16 protein-coding genes are annotated in these 22642 nt (G+C 56.6%); 11 read left to right on the top strand and 5 right to left on the bottom strand.

Annotation, left to right across the window (positions count from 1 at the left end):
• Positions 1-6: 6 nt before the first annotated feature.
• The 5 genes from ACSOSP_RS23240 to tssB form a co-directional block, all read right to left on the bottom strand.
• Entirely contained in the window at positions 7-1758 is a 1752-nt protein-coding gene (locus ACSOSP_RS23240; protein ID WP_455313261.1) for an OmpA family protein, read from the bottom strand.
• Positions 1759-1769: 11 nt separating this feature from the next.
• Complete coding sequence (locus ACSOSP_RS23245; protein WP_455313262.1) at positions 1770-2441, bottom strand: DotU family type IV/VI secretion system protein; 672 nt, start codon at positions 2439-2441, stop codon at positions 1770-1772.
• On the bottom strand, positions 2438-3784 hold the full coding sequence (gene tssK / locus ACSOSP_RS23250; protein ID WP_455313263.1) for a type VI secretion system baseplate subunit TssK: 1347 nt from the start codon (positions 3782-3784) through the stop codon (positions 2438-2440). The genes ACSOSP_RS23245 and tssK overlap by 4 nt, the downstream gene beginning before the upstream one ends.
• Before the next feature lie 106 nt (positions 3785-3890).
• The gene (gene tssC / locus ACSOSP_RS23255; protein WP_455313264.1) at positions 3891-5456 is read right to left on the bottom strand and encodes a type VI secretion system contractile sheath large subunit; all 1566 of its coding nucleotides are present in this window, start codon (positions 5454-5456) and stop codon (positions 3891-3893) included.
• Positions 5457-5480: 24 nt separating this feature from the next.
• Positions 5481-5999, bottom strand: coding sequence for a type VI secretion system contractile sheath small subunit (tssB, locus tag ACSOSP_RS23260; RefSeq protein ID WP_455313265.1), 519 nt, complete (start codon positions 5997-5999; stop codon positions 5481-5483).
• 291 nt (positions 6000-6290) lie between these two features.
• On the opposite strand from tssB, the gene ACSOSP_RS23265 reads away from it, so the two are divergent.
• The 11 genes from ACSOSP_RS23265 (at position 6291) to tssF (ending at position 22630) form a co-directional block, all read left to right on the top strand.
• On the top strand, positions 6291-8618 hold the full coding sequence (locus ACSOSP_RS23265; protein WP_455313266.1) for a type VI secretion system Vgr family protein: 2328 nt from the start codon (positions 6291-6293) through the stop codon (positions 8616-8618).
• 74 nt (positions 8619-8692) lie between these two features.
• Entirely contained in the window at positions 8693-11404 is a 2712-nt protein-coding gene (locus ACSOSP_RS23270) for a glycoside hydrolase family 19 protein (protein ID WP_455313267.1), read from the top strand.
• Positions 11405-11413: 9 nt separating this feature from the next.
• Entirely contained in the window at positions 11414-11935 is a 522-nt protein-coding gene (locus ACSOSP_RS23275; RefSeq protein WP_455313268.1) for a hypothetical protein, read from the top strand.
• 230 nt (positions 11936-12165) lie between these two features.
• Positions 12166-12513, top strand: coding sequence for a hypothetical protein (locus ACSOSP_RS23280; protein ID WP_455313269.1), 348 nt, complete (start codon positions 12166-12168; stop codon positions 12511-12513).
• A 216-nt stretch (positions 12514-12729) separates the two neighbouring features.
• Complete coding sequence (locus ACSOSP_RS23285) at positions 12730-13173, top strand: hypothetical protein (protein WP_455313270.1); 444 nt, start codon at positions 12730-12732, stop codon at positions 13171-13173.
• A 184-nt stretch (positions 13174-13357) separates the two neighbouring features.
• Positions 13358-13759, top strand: a complete 402-nt coding sequence (locus ACSOSP_RS23290; protein WP_455313271.1) for a hypothetical protein — start codon at positions 13358-13360, stop codon at positions 13757-13759.
• A 178-nt stretch (positions 13760-13937) separates the two neighbouring features.
• Positions 13938-14186: a PAAR domain-containing protein gene (locus ACSOSP_RS23295; protein ID WP_455313272.1), complete on the top strand. Its 249-nt coding sequence runs from the start codon at positions 13938-13940 to the stop codon at positions 14184-14186.
• A 100-nt stretch (positions 14187-14286) separates the two neighbouring features.
• Complete coding sequence (locus ACSOSP_RS23300; RefSeq protein ID WP_455313273.1) at positions 14287-15456, top strand: hypothetical protein; 1170 nt, start codon at positions 14287-14289, stop codon at positions 15454-15456.
• Positions 15453-19130 (top strand): ImcF-related family protein, encoded by a 3678-nt coding sequence (locus ACSOSP_RS23305; protein WP_455313274.1) that lies wholly within the window; start codon positions 15453-15455, stop codon positions 19128-19130. The genes ACSOSP_RS23300 and ACSOSP_RS23305 overlap by 4 nt, the downstream gene beginning before the upstream one ends.
• Before the next feature lie 61 nt (positions 19131-19191).
• The gene (gene tssA / locus ACSOSP_RS23310) at positions 19192-20796 is read left to right on the top strand and encodes a type VI secretion system protein TssA (RefSeq protein WP_455313275.1); all 1605 of its coding nucleotides are present in this window, start codon (positions 19192-19194) and stop codon (positions 20794-20796) included.
• A 79-nt stretch (positions 20797-20875) separates the two neighbouring features.
• The gene (gene tssF, locus ACSOSP_RS23315; RefSeq protein ID WP_455313646.1) at positions 20876-22630 is read left to right on the top strand and encodes a type VI secretion system baseplate subunit TssF; all 1755 of its coding nucleotides are present in this window, start codon (positions 20876-20878) and stop codon (positions 22628-22630) included.
• The last annotated feature ends 12 nt before the right edge of the window (positions 22631-22642 follow it).

Below are 22642 nucleotides of genomic sequence, written 5' to 3' on the forward strand. Positions count from 1 at the left end.
CCTTTTCTAATTAAATGAGCAGGCCACAGTGCCTTCATGACCCTCGGGAGGTGCCCCGTTTTTACGATCGTCACGACAGTCGGGAACGAGCGTAATTTCGACGCGGCGGTTCGCAGCGCGCCCCGCCTCGGTTTCGTTGCTGGCTTTGGGGCGTGTGTCGCCGTAGCCTTGAATCGCGAAGCGTGTGGGGGAGATACCCGATGCGTCCGCCAGCCAGTCACGCACCGATCCGGCTCGCGCTTCGGAGAGCAACTGGTTGCTTCGCGAGTCGCCCATGGAGTCCGTATGACCGGCAATCAATACACGCTTCGATGCATGCGCCTTGATCAATTCAAGCGCTCCAACGAGCACGCGGTTCGAGCCGGGATTGAGCACGGCGCTACCGCTATTGAAGAGCGACAAGCTGTTGAGTTCGATCATCGATGGTGGCGGCGCGGGCGGCTGATAGCCGGCGATCAATGCATCGGCAACTGGCAACAAAGTTGCTGCGCGATAGAAGCCCACACCGAGCCTCGGGGGAACACCATTGCTCGCGTAACGACTCAGTTCGTTGCGGTCACGCTTGACAATATTGAGTGCATCGACACGCGCTGCATCCATCGACGCAGGAATCGCGCGATACCGGGTCATGTCATTGCTAATGCGTTCGACCAGATTTCTGTTTTGCCATGCGGACGCACCGGCGGCGGCGCAAAACAGCGCAACTAGCGCGACGAAGCCGTGGACGAGCGCACGGGGTAACGCGCGATGCGCTTGTTGCAACGCAATGCCCCGAATGAGCGGGGCGGGCAGCGGATAACGAATGCTAGCGTCCACAATCCCGATCGTATTGGCAGGCAACGCGAGTCCGGTTCGATCGAAGCCGTAACGCGCGAGGAGGGAATCCGCGGCCGGTTGGCCCTCGACTGCGACCACACCAAACGAATGGACTTGCACTGCACGCGTTGATCGTTGATTGTCAGATAGCGCGGGCAATACTGCCGCCACGGCCCAGCTTGCCACGACGTCCAGCCGAGCGGCGCGACGCGCGCGGGCTTCGCGGACTTCCGGAATGGCCATGCCCGCGTATTGTGTAAGTCGCGCTGAAATCAGCTCCGGCAGCGCCTTTGTCTCAACGCTACTTGTGCCTGACGTACCGAACCACGGACACTCGTCGGCCGTGGGATGCAATTCGTTCGCATATACCGCGACGCAAACCGGCAATGAATAACCGACCGCGCGACCGGCTTCATCGATTGCCGAGCGCCAGCGCCGGAGGCTACCCGTCAACGTTGACTGATCATTCGCAGCATCTGCATCGATCAGATACGCAACCGCATCGGGTCCCTGACCTCCGCGCCAACGTTTGAGCGAATCAGCGAAGTGCGCGAGGCGGCTCGGATCGGTCACACGCACCCAGATCGCCGTCTCGGTCACACGGATCGCCTGGTTACCGAACGCGCTGGCGACAAGCGTGCTGGTAGTCCCGACCACCAGCACGAGCGGCGTGTTGCGCTTGATATCTGCAGGTAGCCCACTGAGTGCACCGTCGATTTTGAGCAGAACGTGCTGGGTCGCACCCACGCGTGCGATCATGCGCCGGGTCGCGACCACGATCGCGGCCGTGGCGCCAAGCAGTATCAGCACGCTCGCGAATACATTCCAGCCAAGCGACCAGGGCGAACACAGCGTCAACCAAACAATCGTCAATGCCGCGATCCACACACAGATCGATCGATACGGATAGCCGCTGGGCGAATGGATCTCCGATTGGGTCACGATGGGTCCCGTCAAACCGGAATGCGCGCGATCGACGCGGTAAGCCACTGCCCAAGCGCCAGATACACGAGCCCGGCAACGACAACGGCGCCTATCACCCAGCCAAGCGGCGACACATTTGCGCTCCAACGGCTCGTTAAGTTTTCCGTGAGGACCACGGTGCCGGAGGTATCGACAGCAGCCGATTCGCCTACGCGTTGATCCAGTGCGCGCATCAGTTCAAGACGCGCATCGGCGCCGCTCAGTGCGAACTTGCCCTTGAAGCCAAGACCCAGCACGGAATTGAAGATGTGCAGCAGTGCGAGATTGGGTCTCGGTTCCGCGAGCCGCTGTTGAATCCTGTCGATGAGTTCGTAGCCTGCGTCGTTGCTTTTGAACGCCTCGACTTGAAGCGGCTCGCGCTCCCATGCGTCACGCTCCGGTCCCTTCAGATGCGCAAGCGCCGTCTCATCCAACAATGCGCATTGAGCGTAAGTTGCGTCTCGCACTACATCAGGAAGATGACCCGCCGCCCTGAGTTCGCGCCCGAGTGCATCGACTTGCGCGACGCATTTCGCCCGAAACGAGGTAAAGCCGGGCGAAGTCGCGTTATCGGCAAGGCTTGCGACGGAAAATGCGGTATCGCGAAACGCGTTGGGTAGCAACGCGGTGTACTTCGCGGGTGAAGCGGTGGTGTCGTTCATGTCGGCAGCACCGCGTAGAGTTCAAGGGCAACATCGGGAATGGACGACGGCACATAGAACTGGCAGGCGCGGGCCGCGATCATCCGTTTGAACGCGGGGTGTGCGCTGTCGAGCGCAAAATACTGGCTTTCGATGCGAACAGGAATGGCAGCCGGCAAGCGCGACATCACGCGCAACGGAATACCGGGCATGGCCGAGTTCACGATCTGCTCAACCTCGTCGGGCGCCCCCGCCTTGCACAATCGCGGCAACTGTTCGAGCAACGCGTGTGCCGGCAGCGACGACTGCACGGACAGGTAATAATCGGCGCCATCGGTCAGGCGTTCATCGTTGATCTTGCCCGTCCACATCGTGTGTTTTGGCCTGTCCGGCGCAATTGGCACGACACGCGACGGAATGACCGTATCAAGCAGCATGCGGATCAGCGATTCCAGTTCCGCGAAGATCGGCTCGGGCGTGCGGTGATCGTAGGCAGGGATCGCCTGCAGCGTCTCGGTGGTAGAGAAGGTCAGCAGAGAGCCCGCCAACCGCGCCAGCACACCATAGAGCCGCTCTGGATGTTGTTGCGGCGCGGCGCACAGCCTCGCCAGATCCGGCCAGGTACTGTTCACGCTGTGAAGGAGCCAGAAGAGCGAGACGTCGGACACCGCGTAGTCGGCGATCTGATCCGAACGTTCGCGCCGGCGCACGGCGAGACTCGCACTTTTCGCGCTGAGGATTTCGGACAAACGCCTCATACGCTCCATCAAGCGCCCGTTCGCCGACAGAAACAAACACGGCGGCACAAACGCTGCATCGAACTCAAATAGTCCCTGCGTGTTGCGCAGCAGACGCCCAATTGGGCACGTGACGTAACTATCCGGCGTTTCGAAGTCGAAGAGCAATGCGAGTGCGTGCCGCTCGATGCTCAGTTCTTCATGGCCTTCGCCGTTGATATCGGCAACGTTCAGATACTCGCGGACGAAACGGCGCGGTCGCGCGTGACGCTCACCTTCCTCAATGCAATTTCCGCCTTGCGCATCGATCAGCGGTAATCCGATCGACACCACAACGCCATCGACTGCCGTCGATATATCGCTGAGTTGACGCGGAACCGGCAAGCGGTCAGCAGTCTCCGAATCGATAAACGTACCGTCCGGCAAACGCACGTCAATTGCGTTGACTTGCAACCGGTTAACGCCCAGGGCCTGCTGGTCGAATACGACGCGACTTAAGCCCCACGGATCGGCGCTGATCATTCTCGCAATGCGCTCATCGGCGAATTGATTCCACATCGCCTGTTGCTGGAAATGCTGGGGCGTCATGAACACACCCTTGGCCCACAGCGGTCTGGTTATTTTCATTCTTTCTTTTGTGCGCGCAGAGAGTCGCTGCACGGTTACGACCGTGCAGCGTGACTTGCTTTATTGATGGTGTTGCTGTCCAAGCCGTGAGCTAACGCTCAACGGTTCAGCTTTTCGCCTTCGGCATCTGCGAGACCAGCGAAAGGTTCAGATCCATGCCTTCAATCTGGAAATGCGGCACGATAAAGAGCTTCACGCGGAAGAATCCCGGGTTGTCTTCAATATCCTCGACCGTCACCCTCGCTTCACGCAGTGGATGCGACGCTTGCAGCGAATCGCCCGGATCGGTCATTTCGGTGACGAGCGTCTTGATCCACGTATTCAGTTCGAGTTCGAGCACGCGCCGGTCCTTGGTCGTGCCGATGTTCTCGCGCTGGATCAGCTTCAGATAGTGCGCGATGCGGGACAACAGGAAAATGTAGGGCAGGCGCGCGTTGACGCGACTGTTAGCCGTTGCATCTTTCGTATCGTAGATCGCCGGCTTTTGCGCCGAGTGCGCCGAAAAGAAACACGCGTGATCGTGATTCTTGTAGTACGAAAGGGGAATAAAACCGAGATTGGCGAACTCGAATTCGCGCGTTTCCGGAATCAACACTTCGGTCGGGATCTTCGCCTGATTGCCCGTTCCGAGGTCATACATGTGAATCGGCAAATCGGCAACTAAACCGCCCGCTTGCGGACCGCGAATCTGCACGCACCAGCCATTCTTGATGAAGCTCTCGACCATGTTCGCCGCGAATGCAAACGACGCATTGGCCCAGAGATAGCGGTTGTGGTCCGGTCCCTTGACCGCCTCCGTGTAGTTGAATGCTCGCACGGGCACCGTATCCGGTCCGTAGGGCAAACGCACGAGGAAACGCGGCAGCGTCAGGCCGATATAGCGCGCGTCATCCGACTCGCGAAAGCTCTTCCATTTCAGATATTCAGCACGGTCAAAGTAATTGCCGATGTCACGAATGCTTGCGACCTCTTCCATCGACTCCTTGCCGAAGAACTTAGGCGCAACCGAGCCAATAAAGGGCATGTGAGCAGCAGCGGAGACCTTCGAAATGTTACGCAGCAATGCGATGTCTTGCGGGCTGCGGTCAAACTCGTAGTTTGAGATCACGGAGCCGATCGGCTCGCCGCCGGGGGTGTCGTATTCCTGGATGTACGTGTGAAGATATAAGCCGCTTTGGATGATTTCCGGCGTGTCTTCAAAGTCCTGACGCAGCGCGTCCTTCGATACATCCAGCACTTCGATCTTCACGTTCTTGCGGAAGTCCGTGCCGTCCACGAGAAACTTGAGACCACGCCAGGCAGATTCGATCTGCTGGAATGTCTCGTTGTGCATGATCGCGTCGAGCTGCTTGCTGATCTTGCGATCGATGCTTGCCATGTGATGGTCGATCAGGCTCTTGTCCAGGCGGTCAACGTGCTGGGCTGATTCGGCGATCATGTCGAGGAACACGCGCAGCGCTTGCGTCACGCGTTCATCAGCCGACGACTCCGAAAGCGAATCCGGATTGTGAAAGGACGCAACCGAGCGCGCGGATGCAACCGTATTCAAATTGATCTTGTTAAAGAGGTTCGTGTAGACGTTTTCTTCGTCGATCCCAGCGGGGCCAGCGGGTTTGTCGAGGACGAGCGTTTCCGCCGCACCTGCGTGGATGCGGGATTCATTTTTAGCCATGATGTGTCTTCTCGATGACGCAGGTTATTGGACTGACGAGTCTGCCGACGGTGCGGATTCAGCGATGCCGCGAAGCTGGGTGCGCAAGCTGGCCGACATAGACGGGTCTAACAGGATTTTCTCGAGTTCACGGCGGAACGTGGCGTTGTCCAGCAAGTTTGATTTGAGGTCGCGCAAGAGATTACGCGCTGACATCAACGTGCGCAGCTCGGGTACCCGAGCGGCGACGTGTTCGGGGCGAAAGTCGTCCATTGACTTGAAGTCCAGATCGACGGGAAGCTCGCTACCATCGTTGGCAAGAGTGTTTGCAACCGAGATTTTGGCTTTTGGATTCAGGTCGGCTAAAACCGAATTGAAGTTGTTTTTATTGACCGACACTTTCGTGCGTTCGCCGAGCGCCAGGGTGTTTTGGCCGTTGCTGTAATCCCCCATCACCAGCAGTTTCAGCGGCAGTTCAACCTTCTTCGATGCCCCGCCCGTGTGAAGGTCCAGCTTGATATTGACGCGTGCTTTAGGCACTTCATTCTGAAAACTTTCGGCCATTTTGCTTCTCCATTTTGGTCTTCTTTTGGTCAGTACAACCAATCTCGCGAAAAACGGTAACACGTGATTCGTCTAAAACTCCATCGAAACCATACTCAGAAAAATCCGATTTTGGGTTTGCGACCATTTGTGACCAAAAGCACTTCCCTCTTCACGCAAGTTCAACGAACATCCACGAGTTTGGCTGTTTGGCGAACCAATCGAGGCGGACGTTTCGTATTTTGCATCGGCGGACGCTGGTCAAAACGGCGGAGACGGTGACTTTGCAGGACGTATCGAGGGTCTTAAAAGATGGCAGAAACTGATCTGAGAGCGGGCGGGCGAGGCTCGGCGGGCCGCGTTACGGGCCGGCAAGAGTATGTTGTCGAAGTACCAGGCGCACCGAATGCAAAAGACCTCTCGGTCGTGTCTTACCGCGCCACTGAAGGGCTAGGCACCCCTTACGAGATCACGATCGATATCACGCACCCTGAGATGCTCTCACGCGCCGACTATCTCGGGCGTGATGGGCACTTCACCATCACCGCCGAGGACAGTAAGGAGCCTCGCAAGTACTGCGGCGTTGTCACGAGCTTCCGAAGAACCAGGAAGACCAAGGACTTCTTCCGCTACACCTTCGTTATCGCAGCACAAATCTCGCGTTTGCGGCTTGTGCACGCGAGCCGCGTGTTTCAGCATCAGACCGGTCCGCAGACAATCGAAGCAATCCTGCGTCGACATGGTTTCATGGGGCACCAGTTCGTCTTCAAACTGCGTCGCGAATATCCGGTGCACCAATTCCGGCTCCAGTATCAGACCTCGGACTTCGACTACATCCACCAGATATGTGAACAGGAAGGAATCTATTTTTACATCGAGCAGGGCAAGCACGGTGACGTGATCGTGTTCGGTGACGATATCGATCACTACATCTACACGCCCGAGTTAAATGTTCCATATCGGGAAAATTCGGGGCTCGAGGCGGGTATTGAGGCAGTGTTCGCACTCGAGACGCACGCAGAGGTTGTGCCGCAATCTTTTGTGGTTGCTGACTACAACCCGCTACAGGCGTGGGAGCGGTTCAAGGACGAGGCTAACGTCGCCGCAAAGGACAACACGACCTATGGCACGCCCTATATCTATGGAACACGGCACCTCGACCAGAAAGGCGCGAAATGGGAAGCACAGTTAAGGCACGAAGCAGCAATTGCGTGGCAGGTGGTCTATCACGGTGAAAGCAATGTGCTGGAGCTTCGGCCTGGCCGCATTCTGCGTATTGATGAGGATCTGCCCGATGCACCCACCGGACAGGTGATTATCGAAGTCACGCACTCGGGTGGTCGAGGCGCCGCGTATAGCAACGTGTACAAAGCGATCCCATCCGACCGGCGATTCCGGCTGAAGCTGGAAGAGCACAAATGGCAAAAGATCAGCGGCGCCCTCAGTGCGCGCGTGACGTCGCCGAACAAATACCCGTACGCCTATTTGACGAACGCTGGCCACTACACGATACGACTCGACCTTGATTTCGATGAGTGGAATCCGGGCGGCGAATGCATTCCGTTGCGGCTGGCTAAGCCATTCGCGGGTGCGCTTCAGACTGGCTTCCACTTTCCGGTGCTTGACGGCACGGAAGCGGTGATCATTGCCCGTGACGGCGATCCCAACAAGCTCTTTATCTCGCAGTTCCACCACACGAGTCAGCAGAGCGACCTGATTACCAATCAGGACCGGTGGATGTCGCGCAACGCGATCCGGACGCAGAGCGACAACAAGGTCGAGTTTGAGGACTGGAAAGGCGAGGAACACGTCAAGGTCTCGACCGAGCATTCGGGGAAGAGCCAACTGACGCTCGGTCATATGGTTGACGGCAAGCGTCAAAAACGTGGCGAAGGATTTGAGCTACGCACGTCCGGCTATGGCGCGATTCGTGCAGGTAGAGGCATGTTCATTACGGCCTATGACCAGCCGGCCGCGATCGGCAAACAGCTCGAGATGGCGCCGACGGAGGCGTTGCTTGAACAAGCTCTTCAGCAGATGCGGGCGTTGGGCGAAGCGGCCAGCGCGGCGCAGGCGATTGCAGCGGACTATGAGAAGCAGAAGGCGCTTCTCGACAGCACACTAAAAGAGCTTAAACAGGCCGGGATTCTGATAAGCGCTCCTGCGGGTATTGCGTTGGCGTCTGGCCGCCATGTGCAATTGACGGCTGCCGACAATCTAATTGCAACCGCTGGCGGGAATGCGGATATCGGCGTGATCAAACGCTTCACAGTCGCAGCGGGCGAGACTGTCTCGCTCTTCGCGCAGAAGCTCGGCATCAAGCTCTTCGCTGCCAAGGGCAAGGTGGAGATTCAAGCCCAAGGCGATGGAATGTCACTCGCTGCGCTCAAGGACCTGACGATCACAAGCACGGACGGAAAACTGATCTTGTCGGCGGCGAAGGAAGTGTGGATCGGTGCGGCGGGCTCCTACATCAAGCTCAACGCCACGGGCATAGAGAACGGAACACCCGGCGATATTCGCGAAAAATGTGCGTCATGGGACAAGCAGGGCGCCAGCACCATGCGCCTGAATCCCAGCTTCCCGCCTCCGAAGGATGTCCGGTTCAAGGGAAAAGGCCCGTTCAATTTTTCTCAATAGACCGACGCTCCCGAACCACACGTCACTTCATAAAACCTGTCGTCTGAATTCGACGACATGTACAGGATGTACACATGCCCCTTAGTTTCAAGTTCCCGATCACCAAGGCAGACGGTAGTGAATTCAAGTCAGCGAAGGAATTGCTGGGCCAGTTAAGTGGCGAGTCGGCGGGTTTGTACCTGCTCAGCACGAACGCCTTCTGGCACGGCGGGTTGCATATCAGCGACGATACCAGCGGCTATGTCGCAGACAAACGCCCTGTGCGAGCGATGGCGACGGGAGAAGTGGTGGCCTATCGCCTGAACGACGACTACTGCACGTCGACATGGGGCGAAGCCGCCGATAAGCAGACCTTGAAATACTCCTCATCGTTCTGTCTGGTGCGGCACGCTTACGCCTCGCCCCACAAACGACCGGACGCGCCTGCGACTCCGGCTACAACCGCAGCGGCAGATCAGGGACCGCAAAACACGCTGGTGTTCTACTCCCTTTACATGCATTTGCAACCGTATGCCGGGTATGCCCAGCGGGTTGTGGTCCGGGGCGCATCGGCGCTTGCCTATACGCAGTTTCCGGGCACGGTGGATAGCGCTTCGACTTCTGCCGCATCAGGTCCTTCGAGCGCGGGGTCGGATACAGCGTCCAGCGCAACGCTTTATGGTCTGCAACCTGTGGCGGCGCCGATTCCGCTTCTGACGGGCACCGAACTGTCGGTGCTGGACGAAACTGAATGGGTGTCTGGGAACCAGGTCACGAAATTGCTTTACGTGGCGGTGAGCACGGTGCCTACGTCGAGCGACGCAACACCCATCGATCCGGACAGTCCATCCAGCACTCCCGCGGTGACGGTCGCGCAACATTATTGGGTTGCAACCAACGGCTCTCAGCTAAGCACGGTCAACGTAGCGGCCGCGAGGAAGCGTCCGGCGTACTGGAAGTCCAGTCGCAGGATCATCGGCACGTTGATTCGACCACTCGCAGCGTTGCGCGATCCGTCAGGCCAGAGTGCCGGAGCGACCATCCACGCGATTCCCGCCGGCACGAAGGTGGAGATCGAGCGCGAGCAGTTGCTCAAGCAAGGCGGCAAAAAGAAACCATTCGCGCAGGTGAAAGTGGTGAGCCTCGGCGAGGGTGATGCCGGTTCGGTCGCGCCTGGCGATATCGTGTGGGTCAGTTCGGCAGAAGGTGACCTTGCCCGCGAACCCGTCATCCCTGACCCGTTCAACAGCGTCGTGATTTGCGATCCCCCGCTGCCGATCGAAGCCGGGGCCACGATTGGCTATCTGGGCTTGTATGAAACGCCGGGGCCGGGCGATGAGGGCAAGACTAGCCGCCAGCAGGTCCATGTGGAGATCTTCACCGGCGATCCGAAGTTCGATGATTTTTTCGCCAATGCCGCGGGACTCACTGAAGGCAAGAAGTACAAGATGGCGGGGACCGATGGAGCGCCTGCAAGAGCATCCACGAGTTCGGGTGTGAACACCTTTGCGCCCGGCACCGATCCGTTGCTTTTGCCTGTCGCGGTAGATACCACGGCGTCGCTGGCGAAGCAGGATTCGTTGCATAAGAAGTGGTTCCCGGTGGAAGGCATTGCCGATAGCGGCGTGCTGAATGGCTGGGTGCCCGAGGGCAGGCTCAAGGATGTCGTGCAATACGACTGGGAGAAGCTGGGCTTTCGGAAGGTGGAAGAAGCCAACGATAACGCCGACGGTTTTATGGATCCGGAGAAGATGCCGGAGTTCTTCAAGACAATTTACAAGCTTATCCACAAGAGCACGAACGGAGAGGTTACGCCCGATGAGTTGATTGCGGCCAATCACAATTCGGCGGTGCGCAACGCGCTCGCGCATGTTGTGGCGAGGCATCCGAGTGAATGGCAGGGTAAAGCTGATGCGGCGAAGTGGAATGTGATTAAGGAAAATGAGGCGCTGCTCAAGAACGATCCGAAACGGCTCAACCATGAGTTGGAGCGGATTGATGCGTTGTCTTGGTGGGATGATATTCGAGATATCAAAGATTTCCCTGCGTCGCCGAATGTTTGGCACTTTAATCCGGTGATGTTTGTTGATGCAATCCGCAAGAACGACCTAATAACCATGGAAATGCTTGAAATTGCGGATCCAAATGGAAGTCGGCAATACCATGAAGAAATATTGCCATACCTCAACAAATACGCGGAAGTTTACGAGGTAAATACACGGTTAAGAATATGTCACTTTCTTGCGCAGGTTGGTACCGAAAGTGGTTTTAAAGTCCGATCGGAAGACGGCTACTATTCTGCGACCAATATGAGAAAGACCTTTGGTTGCAAGGGCGGCAAAAAGAATTATGACGCTAGTTGTGACGATTGTGTCCACGGGCGTTTAAGTAATCGTACGAAGCTATGGAGTGAGAGCGCTAGTTATGCCGGCAGCCCAGAAAAACTATTTTCCTATGTGTACTCGTCCCGTATGGGAAACGGAAATGAAGATAGCGGGGATGGATATAAATATCGAGGGCGAGGCATCATCCAATTGACAGGAAAGGATAATTATAAAAAATACAATGAAATTCACAATTCTATAAATCCTGACGATAAGCAAGATTTTGTTGCCAATCCCGATTTAATTGTAAATGACATTAAGTATGGAATTGAATCTGCCTTTATTTATTGCGATATGAATAGCTTTAACGCTGCCGCTGACAGAGATAATGTAATCGAAACCACCCAAATAGTTAACGGCGGCCAAAATGGAATAGCAGATCGAATCGCTAGGCTCAACAGATTAAAAGAAAAAATTAACTAAAAGGAACTTATGAAAACTTTTATTTTGAGCTTTTTGCTTTCATTTGGTATTCTGGTCCAGGCGAAAGAAGTAGCATTACTTGAATGCATCCCCTCGGAAAAGGTTATCTTTCAGTGTCAAATCAAAGCAAAGCTTGCGATATTATGCGAATCTCGCGGTGAGCGTATTGCTTACCGCTACAAATATGGATCTTCCAAGAAAGTCGAACTGCGATTGCCAGCAGTGGCCGGCTCATCTACCAATTATTTTCGCCTAGCGGCTCATCCAACGCCAGGCGGTAGCATCTCCTACATTCATTTTTCGAATCGAGGATACGACTACTATCTATTGGATGACTCTTCAAAAATTGAAGATGAAAGTTTCTCCCCTGTCTCAAAATTGATCGTGTTTAAAGGCAAGAATATTGTGAACAGTTCAATTTGCGAAAACGATAGTTCTGGAATTGATGAAGATGCCTACGATCGTATGCCCAGGGAGCCGTATTCACCAACGTTAAAGTTATTGGAGACGCACAATGCGTCGCCACGCTGATGTAGGCCTTGGTATAGAAGATCAACTAGCGTGTTGACACGATGTCTCGAGCACGTGCCCCATCGGACTGGTAAATTTAGATGAAAGTTAGATCTTTAGTTGCGCTCATATCAGCGCTCTTAAGTTGCAACTTGGTTTGCATAGATAATCTCAAAGCCGCAGCGTTCGAAGAGACGATGTGCTATCCACATGAAGAGATATATTTTAGCTGTCGGATTGGGCGAAAGATCGTGTCCGTGTGCGCCTCGGGAAATATATCACCAAAAAACGGCTATGTTCAGTATCGATTCGGACGTCCGGGGAAACCTGAACTCCAGTTTCCGGCCGGATCGATTCCGCCGATGGATCTGTTCTCAATAACCGATTTTTCGGGTGGAAGTGTGAACAGCACCCATCTGAAGTTCAATGCCGGCGGATACGACTATGTTGTCTACCAAAGTGCCACAAGCGGCGTGTATGTTAAAAAGGATGGGAAAACTATAGCCAATTTTTCATGCGACGACGGTGACTACCAGCAAATTAGTCCCAGAACGATGCGAGGAATTAAAACAGTTGAGCCTGACGATAACGACGACTAGTCTCAACGCCTCCATATTTACTAAAAATCAAACGGCAATGTACAAAGGAATAGATTCTTCCCGAATGTCCAGACGCGCGCGCAGACAGAAGGCGCTTAGTAGCCGTCGATGCTCTGATAATTTTGGCGCCATTGATAGCGTAGATTACTCAAAGTGACAAACTATCGTCTCCTAAGATGCATGTTTTTCTACGTGTTTTCGCTAGGTACACCTGCTATGGCTGTCGACGGAGAGTTCAATAATGGTAAAACTTTATGTGCCGAAAATGAAGACATATATTTTAGCTGCGCACTCAACGACGTGCATAAAATTGTCTCAATCTGCGCGGCTAAAAACACATCGCCGGACAATGGTTACGTGCAATATCGATTCGGACGCTCTGAGAAATATGAACTGCTGTTTCCTGAAGAGTTCGCCCCACCAATAGATAGGTTTTCTATAAGTGATTTTTACGGCGGAAGCTTAAATAGCGTTCATTTGAAATTCAAATTGGGCAACTATACTTATGTCGTCTATCAGAGCGCGACGAGCGGGGTCTATGTAGTAAAAAACGGGCGAGTGGTACGTAATCTTTCTTGCGACAGCGGTCAGTATCGCCAGATCAGTCCGAAAGCCACGCGCGGGATTAAAACAGTCGCACCGGACGAGAATGATGACTGATCATCACGATAAGCGAGACAGATTCAGATGGAAAACTAAGCGATAAGATTGGTGTGACATTGAAATGCAGTCACAGTCAAAGTTAATTGTTAATTATTGTTGAAAATGCTTTTTTGCCATTAACAGGGGCAACAGCATAAAAAATATTCCGTATTTAATTATTTTCGTTGCTTCTGGCTCAGCGGTGACAAACGACACTGGCGGCACGATTAAAGGTAGCTTTGAAGAAGAAAAGAGCACTGAATATTTCCGGTATAACCCTTCGGATATATTTGCCGGTGTGAGTTATTTTTCTAGCTCAGTAGGTGGGGTCCGTCATTATGACATTAACGTGCAGGGGGAGTGCAATACTTTGCAGATTTACAAACCATTTAAATCGAAACACACAATAGTTTTGGATGGAAGCTGCGACGGTCAAGGAAGCCAAGTCCATCGATATATTTATCAATGGGATAAGCGATATACAGACTGGTGTCTCAGAGAAGAGGTTTCTGGCGAACGCGCGGATCGCACATCTGGATCGGATATTCGCTTAGCTACCGACAAGGTGAAGGGATGTATTCCTTTTGGTTCGGGGAGCAAGTAAGCGGAACAACAGACTGCTGAAATGCTGTTTCAGACAGCCGGTAAAACAATTTGCGGCAGCTGACCGCTTTACATGTGCTGCGTGAGCCGGTTTTAAGCTCGAAACAAGAAGTCCGACGGCTGTTATACGGTAGCCACCGACCTCTCATTAAGTTACTGACCACGAAGGAGAATTGAAAATGACAGATCTAATACGATTGGGCGACGACACCGACCACGGTGGCAAGGTCATTAGCGCCTCATCAACAATGGGCTACGACGGTCGATTCGTCGCCCGCAAGGGCGACGAAGTGTCATGCCCGAAGCACGACATCAAGCCCAACCTGATTATCGAAGGTGACGAGTCGACGATGGATGAGGGCGTACCCGTCGCCCGGCACGGCTATCGGGCCATGTGCGGTTGTCGCTTGATTTCGAGCCTGTTGTGAGGCGAAAGCGATGCCAGTAGAACTGCCCCGTCCTGCGTCCAAAGCAATCCCACCAAAACCGCCACGCGCGATAGTTTGGCTGGGGCTGTTCGTCGTGTGCATGCTTACCAGTATGGTCGGTACCCTGTTGACTTGGCCCGATGCGAATCCAACCGGCTCGGCGTGGTTCTGGGTGCGATTGCTGGCCTTCCCTACCCTCGGATGCAGCCTCGCATTCGGACTGCGGCTGCTCTACTACCAAGAGGAACTCAACCGGCTCGCCGCTGACGACGACGAGTTGGCTGAGAATCAGGCGACGGCAATCCAGTTTGCGACCGAACCGCTCGCCGTTGTGGGCTGCGCTTATCTCTGTTCACTGGGCAAAGTGAATGCCGCCAGCACCATCGCACAAGGAAGCACGGAGTTTGGCGCTCTGACACCGCATTCGGGTGGAGAGGCTATCCGTCACACAGCGCTGACTCTGTCAGAAGACGCGCAGGAACCGGGACGGTACCGCGCCTGTTTCATGGAGTTGCTCGATCTGATAGCCGAGAAGCTGGCTGCGATCCCTCCCACTGCGCCCCTTGTCGTCTGCTTGCACCTGCCATCGGAATCAGCTCAGCCGCAGTTGCTGGCGAGATGGGAAAAGTGCTGGCTGGAACGTGCCCTTCGACCCGCACAGGCATCCCTGCTTCCGGCAGAGCAGGGATTGATGGCCCTCGACAAGTGGCTGGACATCCGGGGCGGACCCACGCTCGAAAAATTCGCGTTGTTCGTGTCGGCTCAATTGCACGACATGCCGCCGCGCAATTGTGCGGAAGCTGCGGTCGCTTTGCTGCTCGGTTGGGCGCCACTGGCGGAACGGCGCGGCGTGAAGTCGCTCGCCATGCTGCATCGGCCGGTAGAAGCGGCATCGGAAAGTTTGAACGACACCATTCCCACCACATTGCTCTGGGGACAGACAACCGCATCACAGATCGATGACCTGTGGCAGGCAGGGCTCGAAAAAGCGGACAAGCCTGCGCTCGTCCAAAGCGCATCGGATCTGAAGCTGGGCGTGTCAGCGACAGACAAGCTTTGGGGCATACACGATGTAGATGTGGCCATAGGGCATGCGGGCGTAGCAGCCGGCTGGCTCGCAGTTGCACTCGGTATCGAGCACTCGATGGACAGTGGCAAGCCGCAACTGATTGCATCGCGAGAGGGGGCACTACGGTTCGCGATTATCCAGCCAGCCGCTCAAGACACGGGCGCGCAATCAAGCGAAGAAATCATGGAATCCACGGCATGAACGCACGCAGAATTTCGGGGTACTGGATCGCTGTCGGAGCAATGACGTTGACTGTCATGTTGATAGCCTATTTCCAAGGCGAGGCGATCGATCCTTCGCCATTCCATCGAATCGTGCTGGCTGCATTGATTGGCACCATATTGCTGTTGCTGCGCCCGGTTTTCACCGCTGCGTGGCGCATCGTTGCTCGATACGCTTCCGACAGGAAGTCGGATCGCTATAAGCGCGATCCGGCGGCCAGGGTGGGCGTTGTCGACGAAGCGGACCCGGAGGTTATCTCGCAGCGCTTTGCGAAACTCAAGATGGCGCTAAAGGACGCGAACGGCTTTCGTTGGCGTTACCGTCAGCCGTGGTTGTTGCTGACGGGCGAAGACGCGTCGATCGGACGATTGTTGCCGGAACTGGCCGAACAGAGCTGGCTTGTGACCGACGCCGCCGTATTGCTGTGGAGCAAAACGGACAAGGACGGCCGCCCTAACGAAACGTGGCTTCGGCAACTGCGCGCGCTCCGACTTAGTCGGCCGATTGATGCTTTCGTTCTTACGCTCGACGCAGGGGCAAGCCTGTCGCCGCAACATCGCGGCATAAATGCGTATAGCGTCAACTTGGCGCGCACCGCTCATGTGCTGCATTGGTCCGCGCCGGTTTACGTGCTCGACGTTACGGAGACAGACTCATTCAATTGCGGTCGTACAGCGGTGCTCGGTTGTGAATTTGCACCTGGCGCCAACGAGCATTCGATCGAATCGACCTTGCTTGCGTTGCGCAGTCGCATCGGGCATATGAGCATCGGGCAATTGATCCGGGACTGCAGAGACCAGTACTCCGTGCAGTTGTCGCAGCGGCTGGATGCGCGTAGTGCGCCACTCGCGGCGTTGATCGCGTCGTTGGCAAATCGCAAGGCACGGCATCAGTTCGTGAGCGGTGCATTCTTTGCACCGTTCCCGGTTGCAACCAAAGCAGGTTCGATCACCGATCCGAACAGCCTAACCAGCGCCGACCTCCCGCTATGGACCTACCTTGCGGCGATTGCCCGCAAGCAACGCGGCCTGCGCATGGGCTTGCATCCGGTGACGGTGTTCTCGACCTTCGCCTTGAGTGTCATCGGCTTATGGACCGCTGGCATGCTGATCTCCGGCACGACCAACGGCCGCAGCTTGTCGGAATCTCGGCAGACGATTCAAACGCTCAAGACGGCACCCGACGCCGCTGCGCGTCTGCAAGCCTTGCTCGCGCTGCAGCAGCAGATCGGTCACTACGAAGATCGCGTCACCCACCAGCCGCCGTTATGGAGCCGATTCGGCCTGAATCAGGACAAAGCGATTCTTGCCGCGCTCTGGCCGGCCTATGCCGAAGCCAGCAAGCTTGCATTGATCACACCCATTCAGCAAAACCTCGAAGCTGAACTGGCGGACCTGAGCCAGATGTCGACCGGTTCACTCGATGACCACGCGAATGCTGCCGCCGTGGAGGGTCACAAAGCACTCAAGGCATACTTGATGCTCGCGGACCCGAGCCGTGTCGATGCAAACTTCATCACACCGCAACTGATGCGTTATTGGTCGACGAACGCAAACGTTTCCGTCGGCGAGAAGCTCGATATCTCGGAACGCGCGCTCGGTTTCTATGCGCAACATTTGAAGGCCCATGATGCATGGCGCATCCAGCCGCGGGCAGACCTGGTGAATGCATCACGTCAAACGCTGCTCTCAGTGATTGGCGTGCGCAATTCCGAAGACACGGTATATCAAAGCGTGCTGGCCGGCGTCGGTGACAAGTATCCGGACCAGACACTGGCATCGCTGACAGCCGGCACCGATACGCGCGGCCTGATCCGAACGAGGGTCACTGTACCCGGCGCATACACGCGGCAAGCGTACGAAGGGTATGTCGCAGCGGCAATCACCGAAGCCGCCAGGGGTCGCGACGTGACCCGCGATTGGGTGCTCGCTAACATCACCCCTTCCGTGAACTCGGTTGACACTGCGCAAGCGTCATCGACCGACGCACTCGAACTTGCTCTCACCACGCAGTACTTCAACGACTACGCCGAGCACTGGCAGGGCTTCATGAACGCACTGCAGTGGCAGGCGGCGCCGAACGTTCCAGCCGCCATCGAACAGATGAAACTGCTCGCCGACGCGCGTCAATCGCCGGTCATCGCGTTGATGAAGTCGCTCGATTACCAGGGCACGGCAGGTATGCGCCAAGCATCACTATCGGACACGCTGGTTGCCAAGGCGCAGAACATGTTCGGTAAGAAAGACGATCCGCAAGCAGCAGCCGTCGCTAACGACGCTGGACCGCTCTCGGCCTCGTTTGGCCCGGTGCTTCGCGTGATCGGACAGGTCAGCGACACTGCGTCAGCCAAAGGCAACGCGCCGCCAAGCGATGTCAGCCTGCAACGCTATCTCGAACGCGTCACGGCGCTGCGCCTGAAGCTGCAGCAACTGAGCAACGGCACCGATGGCGACACTCAAGCTCGCCAGCTCGCGCAAGCGCTCTTCCAAGGCAAGGGTTCAGAACTCGCCGATACACAAGCCTACGCCCAACTTATCGCCGCAACCCTCGGTGCGCAGTGGTCGGGCATGGGAGACGCGCTTTTCGTTCGACCCGTTGCGCAAGCTACGCAGATCGTGCTGCAACCTGCACAAGCGAGCCTGAACGATGCATGGCGGCAGACCATCGTTGCAAACTGGAACAAGTCGTTCGCCGGTCGCTATCCGTTCGATAACACCGACAACGATGCATCGCTTCCAGAACTGGCGAGATTCCTCAGACCGCAAAGCGGATTGATATCGTCGTTCCTGAACCTGCAACTGGCGGGTGTCCTCGAATTGCAAGGCGACCAGTGGGTGGAGGTCAATACCCGCGGCGGGGCATTGCAATTCGACCCGGCTTTCCTGAGTTCGGTGAACACGCTGCAGCGCATCGCGGGGCATTTGCTTGCGCAAGGCGAACCGCAGTATCGCTTTGAGTTCAAGCCAATCCCGACGCCAGGCATCACTGACACGGTACTGACTATCGATGCGCAAAAGCTGCATTACTACAACCAGCGAGAGGCGTGGCAGGGCCTGGTCTGGCCATCGAACGATCCCGAAACCAAGGGTACCCGCCTGCAATGGCAGACCGAACAAGCCGGTACGAACAAAAATTTCGAGTTCGGCGGCCGCTGGGCGCTCGTGCGAATGCTGGAGCGCGCGAAGGTCGAGCCCGTGGATAGCTCGACGTTCCAGCTTACGTGGCAGGCAGGGCCAGATACCCGAATAACGCGCATGGCTGCCACAACATCGCCGGTGGCTGCCGGATCGGCTGCGCAAAAACCGCAGCGTCGCCCGAATGACGACTGGAACGGTTCAGCGGACGACCTGAGCACATCGCACGCGTACACAGCACTCGATAGCCTCGTCACGCAAGAACCGCTCACAGCGGCATCCGCAAACCTGACGTACCCGTTGAGCTACCTGATGCGCACCGACGTCGGCAAGGGGCCGCTTGAATTGCTTGCACTCAAGGGCTTCTCTTTGCCGAACCGCATGTTCATCGACAAGCCGGCACGCACGGCGAGCGCCAACGCGGCCGCTAGTCCGCCGCCGCTGCCTAAAGCGGCGCGTGAGGCCGCTAATCACGCCGTCACGCCGCTGCCTGACGTTGCTCGGACCGACGCGCTATGAATTCTCTCGCATCACCACGAGCCGTCACCCCGGCTGTTCAACAGCAAGGAGCCTGCACCGCATGATCACCTTCTCAAAGCTCCTGAATGCGCTGTTCGGGACACGAACCCCGTCTGACCTCGCACGCTCGTCGCAATCGCAATGGGACGCGTGGTTGCAGCCGATCATCGAACTGCATCCAGGCGATGTCGCGACCGATGCGGCGCACGTCGGCGAGGACCCGGGATACGACGACGGCTTCCTCGCGATCAAGGAGCAAGTGGCGAAACTGTCGGACGTCAATGACACGCTGATCATCGATACCGCCGAGCGGCTGCTCAAGCACTCGGCCAAGGACGCGCGCGTCGCTGTCTATTACGTCTATGGCCGCATGCGCCGCGATGGCGCCCAAGGTGTAGCCGAAGGTTTTGAACTGCTATCGGCGCTGATTGATCGTTTTGATACGGACCTGCTCCCGGCACGCGCAGAAACGCGAAAGTCCGCGTTCGAATGGCTCGCGGGCGGAACCTTCGCTGACAGACTCGACCGTGTCCAGGGGCTGACCGGCGACCTGCTGGAGCGCACGCTGTCAGCACTTGCACTGATCACCGAGCGCACCGCCGAGTGGGGAGACAACGCTCGCCCACAACTCAGCGGGTTGTATCGGCGATTCGAGGGTCGGATAGAGTCACCCAACGCATCCGACACAGTGCCGCAAACGTCATCTGCCGGAAGCTCGGATACATCAATGCCATCGGCCGGCGACGTGTCTTCAACCCGCGACCTGCTCGACCGTGCACGTCAAATGGCAACGTTCCTGCGCGAACAACCGCAAGGCTACCTTCCCGCCTATCGCCTGATGCGCTGCATCCGATGGGACACGCTCACCGAAGTGCCGCCGTGCGACCCCGGCAGCAGGACGCGCCTCGTGCCACCACGCGCGGAATTGCGCGCTCAACTCAAGCGTTTGCTGATGCAGAAGCAATGGCTTGAACTCCTCGATCGCGTTGAACTCGCGTTCGCTGAAGGCGCAAACCACTTCTGGCTCGATCTTCAATATTACGCGTTCATTGCTCAGGAACAGGCGGGGGGCGAATATGCCCAAGTACGCGATCTCGCAGCGACGGATTGCGCGCTGATGCTCGAACGCCTGCCCGGCTTCCACCTGCTGTCTTTTTCCGATGGCTCCCCTTTCGCGGACGATTCCACACTCGAATGGATCACCCGTTATGCGACCGTTCGCGACATCGATCGCGGTGAAACCGTCCTCCCTGTGGCCGCGCAATCGGCTGGCACAGACTGGGTAGAAACGGAAGCCAGGGCGAACGAGCTTGCGTCACAAGAAGGGCTCGATTCCGCTTTCTCATGGCTGCAACATCTGCCCGGACAAGATGGTGATCGGGACCGCTTCGTCAGGCAATTGATCATGGCGCGCGTCGCCGAGCGGGCCGAGCGCGCAGACACGGCATTGCACCTCTTGTCCACCGTGGATACAACCGCACGGCGCTTCGAGTTGGCGCTGTGGGAACCGTCGCTTGCGTTCGAAGCCAAGCATCACCTGATGCGCCTGCTCAAAGTCCGCATGACACGTAAGGATGCCGATAAGCCCGCGCTCGCCCAGCGCGTAGAGACACTGATCGGTGAACTGACCGCTATCGATCCCGCCCGTGCCGTCGCGCTCGACTAGACTTTCAAAGTACAAACCTGTGAACAAACCCGCGAACAGCTTCAACGACAACGACATCCTGCGTTACTACGAGGCTGAAATGCGCTATCTGCGTGAGGCCGGCAAGGAATTCGCACAAGCTTTCCCTGAACGCGCGCGAATGTTGAACATCGACCGCATCGGCGATCGTGACCCGCATGTCGAACGCTTATTCGAAGGCTTTGCGTTTCTTGTCGGCCGCCTGCGCCAGAAGCTCGACGACGAGCTTCCCGAATTGACTGAAGGCCTCGTCAGCATGCTCTGGCCGCACTATCTCCGGATGATTCCGTCGCTGTCAATTCTCGAAGTCACGCCCTCGGAAGGGTTGCTTCAAAGCCATGAAGTGCTCGCGGCTGGCCTTGAGGTACTGGCCGATCCGATTCCGGTAGAGGACGAGCGCGTCGAGTGCGTTTATCGCACAACGCAAGCGGTTGACCTGTACCCGCTAAAGCTGACCGAAGCGAACGCTTACGCCCGTGACGATGGTCGCTCGGTAATCAAGTTCAGGCTCGAACTGCAGCCACAGATCCCGCGCGCGCAGATGGCGATACCCCGCTTGCGGCTCTACCTGAACGCCGACAGGCCGGTGGCGCTAAACCTGTACACTGCTTTGACTGCAGCGCCGCTCGCCGTCCAGGTGCGCATTCCCGGATACCCGGAAGACCGTCCGGGACTGCCGCAAACCATGCACGGTTTGCGCCTTGAGCCCGCAGGATTCAAGGCTGATGAACGCCTGTGGCCCAAAGCCGACAATGCGTTCGGCGGCTATCAATTGCTTCTCGAGTACTTCACGTTCCCCGAGAAGTTCATGTTCGTGGATATTGTGGGGCTGGACATACAGGCGATCCCGCAAACGGCGCCTTACTTTGATGTCGAAATCGTGCTGGCCCAACCATATCCCGATGACATGCGCTTCACGGCGGAAAACGTACGGCTTTTCTGCACACCCATCATCAACCTCTTCGATGTCGAGGCCGACCCTATAACGGTCTCGCAATTCGAAAGCGATTACCGCGTGCATACGGTGGATACATCGGGCGATTTTGTTGAAACCTATTCGGTGGAATCCATCGCCGGCTTTGAAACGTCCAACGGTACACGCTTCGAGTACGCGCCGTTCGCATCGTTCAGGCATCGCGGCGGCATGCTGCGCCATGAGATGCCCGAGCGATATTTCCATACGCGAGCTCGACGCGGGCCGTCCGGCCGGTTCGACACTTGGGTCGTGCTTGGGGGTCATGCATGGGAAAACGAGACTACGCTTCCGAAGGAAACGCTATCGCTTTCAATCACCGGCACGAACGGCATGCTGCCACGCAAAGGCCTGCGCGAAGCAAGTATTAGCCGCACGCGCGGCGGCTTTACGAACGTCGCATCGGTGAGAAACCTCACAGCGCCGACCTTGCCGGTTTATCCACCAACCGGCGACCGCTTTCACTGGCGTGTGCTCTCGCATCTGGCACCGAACTATCTCTGCCTGCTGGATGCAGAGATCCTGCGCGGCAGTCTTGCGCTCTACGACTGGACCGATGGCGAGCTTAACCGGCGGCGTATCGATGCGATTATCGATGTCAAACATCGGCTCCTGCAAAAGCTCGTCAAGGGCGGCTTGCTGCGCGGTGTGGAGATCGAAGTCACGCTTAACAGTGACAAGTTTGCGGGCGACGGTGATCTTGCATTGTTCGGCGAAATGCTCAATCGCTTCTTCGCGCTGTACGCGACGATGAATATCTATACGAAGCTAGTCATCGTTTCGTTACCGAGCGGACGCAGGATAACGTGGCCTGATAACAAAGCTGACGGTGCACCATTTTGAACGCGCCCCATC

This window comes from Caballeronia sp. KNU42 (assembly GCF_053760385.1).